Origin of the sequence: Brevibacillus sp. HB1.1 (assembly GCF_013332445.1) — a bacterium.
In the GTDB taxonomy this organism is placed as follows: Bacteria; Bacillota; Bacilli; order Brevibacillales; family Brevibacillaceae; genus Brevibacillus; species Brevibacillus porteri.
The window spans coordinates 1-1,013 of record NZ_JABMIV010000033.1 but is presented as its reverse complement, the minus strand read 5'-3'; the positions used below and the strand labels follow the sequence as shown (position 1 = coordinate 1,013).

Annotated in this window: 9 tRNA genes; all 9 read left to right on the top strand. The window is 49.2% G+C overall.

Features of this window, described 5'->3' with window-relative positions:
* Positions 1-10 precede the first annotated feature (10 nt).
* The 9 genes from HPY27_RS29800 to HPY27_RS29760 all read left to right on the top strand — a co-directional run bounded on the left by HPY27_RS29800 (position 11) and on the right by HPY27_RS29760 (position 832).
* A tRNA-Pro gene (locus HPY27_RS29800) sits at positions 11-87 on the top strand.
* A gap of 16 nt (positions 88-103) precedes the next feature.
* Positions 104-185 (top strand) — tRNA-Leu (locus HPY27_RS29795).
* A 7-nt stretch (positions 186-192) separates the two neighbouring features.
* Positions 193-266, top strand: a tRNA-Gly gene (locus HPY27_RS29790).
* 8 nt (positions 267-274) lie between these two features.
* A tRNA-Ser gene (locus HPY27_RS29785) sits at positions 275-363 on the top strand.
* A 25-nt stretch (positions 364-388) separates the two neighbouring features.
* Positions 389-465 (top strand) — tRNA-Met (locus tag HPY27_RS29780).
* 1 nt (position 466) lies between these two features.
* Positions 467-540: transfer RNA gene (locus tag HPY27_RS29775), tRNA-Trp, on the top strand.
* Positions 541-569: 29 nt separating this feature from the next.
* Positions 570-645 (top strand) — tRNA-His (locus HPY27_RS29770).
* A 20-nt stretch (positions 646-665) separates the two neighbouring features.
* A tRNA-Arg gene (locus HPY27_RS29765) sits at positions 666-739 on the top strand.
* 8 nt (positions 740-747) lie between these two features.
* Positions 748-832, top strand: a tRNA-Leu gene (locus HPY27_RS29760).
* The last annotated feature ends 181 nt before the right edge of the window (positions 833-1,013 follow it).

Here is a 1,013-nt window from a genome sequence, read left to right as displayed (position 1 = left end):
CTTCTATAATCGGGAAGTAGCTCAGCTTGGTAGAGTACTTGGCTTGGGACCAAGGGGTCGCAGGTTCGAATCCTGTCTTCCCGACCATGTTTCAAATGAATATGCCGGTGTGGCGGAATGGCAGACGCGCGCGACTCAAAATCGTGAGGGAAACCGTGGGGGTTCAAGTCCCTTCACCGGCACCATATTCAAGCGGGTGTAGTTCAATGGTAGAACTCCAGCCTTCCAAGCTGGTCGCGTGGGTTCGATTCCCATCACCCGCTCCATATTTTGCGGAGGGATACCGAAGTGGTCATAACGGGGCGGTCTTGAAAACCGTTAGAGTGCAAGCTCACGGGGGTTCGAATCCCTCTCCCTCCGCCACTTCTTTTTATTACGAAATAATTATGGCGGCGTAGCTCAGATGGCTAGAGCGTTCGGTTCATACCCGAAAGGTCGGGGGTTCGATCCCCTCCACCGCTACCATAGGGGCATAGTTTAACGGTAGAACGAAGGTCTCCAAAACCTTTGGTGTGGGTTCGATTCCTACTGCCCCTGCCAAAGAACATTTTTAAAACGTATACATTATGGCGGTCGTGGCGAAGGGGTTAACGCACCGGATTGTGGCTCCGGCACTCGTGGGTTCAAGTCCCATCGATCGCCCCATTTTTTTATAACTACAATATGTCTCAGTAGCTCAGCTGGATAGAGCATCCGCCTTCTAAGCGGACGGTCGGGAGTTCGAACCTCTCCTGAGACGTTTTACATGCGGTCGTGGTGGAATTGGCAGACACACCATCTTGAGGGGGTGGCGGGGCGACCCGTGCGAGTTCGAGTCTCGCCGACCGCACCATTAATTTAAATGAGGTTAAAAAAACCTCTTGATTAATGAAAAGTAATGTGTTATATTAAAAATCTACTCACGAAACACACAAGTTTAACTGAGTAGAACAAATCACATAAAACTAAAAAAAGTTGTTGACTTTCAAAGTTGAATGTGATAAATTAAAGATCTGCTCCGGAAACGGCGCAAA